The organism is Actinomadura sp. WAC 06369 (assembly GCF_003947565.1).
GTDB classification, from domain to species: Bacteria; Actinomycetota; Actinomycetes; order Streptosporangiales; family Streptosporangiaceae; genus Spirillospora; species Spirillospora rifamycini.
In genome coordinates this window covers 1-3,434 of record NZ_QHJN01000326.1, presented here as the reverse complement: position 1 = coordinate 3,434, position 3,434 = coordinate 1, and the positions used below count along the sequence as shown (strand labels likewise).

3 protein-coding genes are annotated in these 3,434 nt (G+C 72.6%); 1 reads left to right on the top strand and 2 read right to left on the bottom strand.

Going from position 1 to position 3,434, the window contains the following annotated elements:
• Positions 1-123: 123 nt before the first annotated feature.
• On the bottom strand, positions 124-1,701 hold the full coding sequence (locus DMH08_RS39020) for an acyl-CoA synthetase (RefSeq protein ID WP_125621283.1): 1,578 nt from the start codon (positions 1,699-1,701) through the stop codon (positions 124-126).
• A gap of 223 nt (positions 1,702-1,924) precedes the next feature.
• On the opposite strand from DMH08_RS39020, the gene sigE reads away from it, so the two are divergent.
• Complete coding sequence (sigE, locus tag DMH08_RS39015; RefSeq protein ID WP_051300764.1) at positions 1,925-2,491, top strand: RNA polymerase sigma factor SigE; 567 nt, start codon at positions 1,925-1,927, stop codon at positions 2,489-2,491.
• A 32-nt stretch (positions 2,492-2,523) separates the two neighbouring features.
• On the opposite strand, the gene DMH08_RS41305 is transcribed toward sigE, so the two are convergent.
• The coding region (locus DMH08_RS41305) for a hypothetical protein (protein ID WP_199748232.1) at positions 2,524-3,434 on the bottom strand (911 nt) is incomplete at its 5' end.

The following is a 3,434-nucleotide window of genomic DNA, read 5'->3' as shown; positions in this document are numbered from 1 at the left end:
GCCACAACCAGTGAGTGCACACGAGCGCCTCCCGCCGGAGCCGACAGATCCCGTTAAGGACCCGAAGGTCAGTCAGGCGGTGGGTCAGACCCCGGTGGGAGGCGCTCACCTACATCATCACTGTCAGGCGGTCAGCACGCTCCTGGCCCACTTGTAGTCGGACTTGCCGACGGCCGTGCGCTGCACCTCGTCCACGACCGTCAGCCGGCGCGGCAGCTTGTACCCGGCGAGGCGGCCCCGGCAGTGCTCGGTCAGCTCGTCCAGGGTGACCTCCGCGCCGGGGCGGGGCGCCACGACGGCGGCGACGACCTGCCCGAACCGCTCGTCGGCGAGCCCGACGACGACCGCGTCGTAGACGTCCGGGTGGTCCTTGAGCGCGACCTCGACCTCCTCCGGGTACACCTTCTCCCCGCCGGTGTTGATCACCAGTGAGCCGCGGCCGAGCAGGACGATCGTGCCGTCCTCCTCCAGGCTCGCGAAGTCGCCGGGGACGGACCAGCGGGTGCCGTCGGCGTCGGTGAAGAACGTCGAGGCGGTCTTCTCCGGGTCGTTGTAGTAGCCGAGCGGGATGTGCCCGCTGCGCGCAAGCTTCCCGATCTCGCCGGGCGCCACGACCTTCAGGTCGTCGTCGAGCACCGTGATGCCGGGCTTCATCATGAACCGGGCGGTGCCCTCCTTGCCGCCGACGGACGGGCCGCACGCGCCGGTCTCCGAGGCGCCGTAGTTGTCGAGGAACATCACGTTCGGCAGGTGCTCCTGGAGGGCGGCCTTGGCGCCCTCGGTGAGCGGCGCCCCGCCGGACGCGACGGCGAGCAGCGACGACGTGTCGTGGTCCCCGGCGGCGAGGGCCTTCGCGACCGGCCGCGCCATCACGTCGCCGACCAGCATCAGCACGTTGGCCCGCTCCTCGGCGACCAGCCGCAGCGCCTTGTCGGCGTCGAACGCGTGGTCGGTGTAGAGGACGACCTTCGCGCTGTTGAACAGCCCCATGAACGCGACCCACTGCCCGGCGCCGTGCATGACGGGCGCGCAGTCGAGCACGGCCATCCCGTCCTGCTGAGCGTTCTCGGCGAGCTGCTCGGGGCTGGAGACGGGGTCGCCGAGGACGTTGCCGCCGCCCAAGGCGCCGAAGAAGATGTCCTCGCAGCGCCACTCGACGCCCTTCGGGTATCCGGTGGTGCCGCCCGTGTACATGATGTACCGGTCGTCGTTGGAGCGGGCCGGGAAGTCGTCGGACGGGTCGGCCGCGGCGAGCGCCGCCTCGTACTCGACGGCGCCGGGGACGTCGCCCGTCCCGCCGTCCTCCAGGACGACGACGTGGCGCAGCTTCGGCAGGTCGGCGCGGACCTCCTGGACGCGCCCCAGCAGCGACCGCTCGCCGATGAGCGCGACCGAGTCGGAGTCGGACAGGACGTGCCGCAGTTCGCCCGCGACGTACCGGTAGTTCACCGGGATCGGCACCGCGCTGATCTTGAACACGCCGAGCATCGCCTCGACCCACTCGGCCCGGTTGTAGGCGAGGATCGCGACGTGCTCGCCGGCCCGCACCCCGGCGTCGGCGAGGTGGTGGCCGACCCGGCTCGCCCGCGCGCTCAGTTCGGCGAACGTGCGGCGTTCGTCCCCGGCCACCAGCGCCGGGCGGTCCGGCCCCGCCTCCGCAAGGATCTCGAGCAGATCCGCCAGGTTGTAGCTTCGCGCCATGGCCGTCCTCGCCTTTCGGGGTGGGTGAGAAGGTCGTTCCGAATCATGCTCGGGTTGCCGGTAAGTACTCAATGACCCAGGCCAACGGGTCCGGAGAGATGGATCACAAAACGCGCCCGGATCCGGCCACGCCGTTCGTCCTTACACGCCTCTTATCCGGGTACCGGCATGCTTGGTCGTAACGATTCAGCATCAGACGGGGGTAGTGGTGAGCCCAGGCGCAATGGCGTGGACGCCTCCGACATGGGAGGAGATCGTCACCGAGCACTCCACAAGGGTGTTCCGGCTGGCGTACCGCCTGACCGGCAACCGGCACGACGCCGAAGACCTGACCCAGGACGTCTTCATCCGGGTGTTCCGTTCGCTGTCCTCGTACAGTCCGGGCACCTTCGAGGGCTGGCTGCACCGGATCACGACGAACCTGTTCCTCGACCGGGCCCGCCGCAAGCAGCGCATCCGCTTCGACGCGCTCGCCGACGACGCCGCCGAGCGGCTGCAGGGCCGCGAGCCGAGCCCCGCGCAGGCGTACGACGAACGGCACCTCGACGCCGACATCCAGCGGGCCCTCGACGGGCTCGCCCCCGAGTACCGCGCCGCCGTCGTGCTGTGCGACATCGAGGGCCTCACCTACGAGGAGATCGCGGCGACGCTGAACGTCAAGCTCGGCACCGTCCGCTCGCGGATCCACCGGGGCCGCGCCCAGCTGCGCGTCGCGCTGGAGCACCGCCGTCCCGCCGAGGTCCCCGGAGCCGCCGCCGAAGCCGTCCCCGAGGCCGTCGCCGGGGCCTGACCCCGGCGGCCGCCCGGCCCGGGAGGGGCCGGTCAGGGCGGGGTCGTCGCGGTCGCGAGGTCGAGGACCTCCGGCCGGATCACGTCCTCGACCTGCGTGTAGGGGACGGACCTCGTCTTGAAGAACCCGAACGCGAGGCACTGCTCGTCCGGCGTGAAGACCGTCTCCACGCGGTCCTTGGTGAGCGAGAACGACACCCCGGAGAGCGGATGGACCGCCGGGAACCCGGTCCGCTCCGACAGCGTCCGGTAGCCGCAGTCCGGCGTCTCGGGCGGCGGCGTGAACCGCCGCGACAGCCCCGCCAGCTTCGGTTCCCGCAGCGCCGCCGCGGTGAAGATCTGCTCCGGCCCGAGCAGGCGGCCCGTCGCGAGCTCGACGTTGACGGCCTTCGGCGTGATGTGCCGGCCGCCGCCCGCGAACACCGGGACGCTCACCAGGTACCGGACCGACAGCAGCCGCGGCCCCCGGTACACGACGTCCGAGCGCATCTCGATCGGCTGCGGCGGCCCCGGCACCGCCTGGTTCGACAGCCCGCCCGCCTGCTCCAGGAAGCGGCGGTAGTCCGCGACGGACTGGTCGACCGGCGCCCGCAGCGCCGCGTTGATCCGCTGCTGGACGGCCGGATCCGAATGCCCGCTGACCTGCATGAACCGGACGGTCGACTCGGCCAGGTTGAGGGCCGGTTCGCCGATCGTCGCGGACGCGGGCGTCACCTCCCCGGCGTTGAACGCGCGCGGCGGCGGGCCGTCGTCCCCCGCCTGCCACACCGCGACGCCGCCGCCCGCCGCGACGACCGCCGCCGCGCCCCCCGCCGCCGCGACGGCCTTCGCGCCGCCGACCTTCGCGAGGAACCCGGCCGACGCCGACGCGGCCGGTGCGGCCGGTGTGGCGGGCGCGGCGGGCGGCGGTGCGGCGGGCGGCGGTGCGGCGGGCGGTTCGGCGG

Bases quoted from the DNA above. Each gene is read 5' to 3' on its own strand.
- DMH08_RS39020 (WP_125621283.1), bottom strand. From the start codon at position 1,701: ATGGCGCGAAGCTACAACCTGGCGGATCTGCTCGAGATCCTTGCGGAG.
- sigE (WP_051300764.1), top strand. From the start codon at position 1,925: ATGGCGTGGACGCCTCCGACATGGGAGGAGATCGTCACCGAGCACTCC.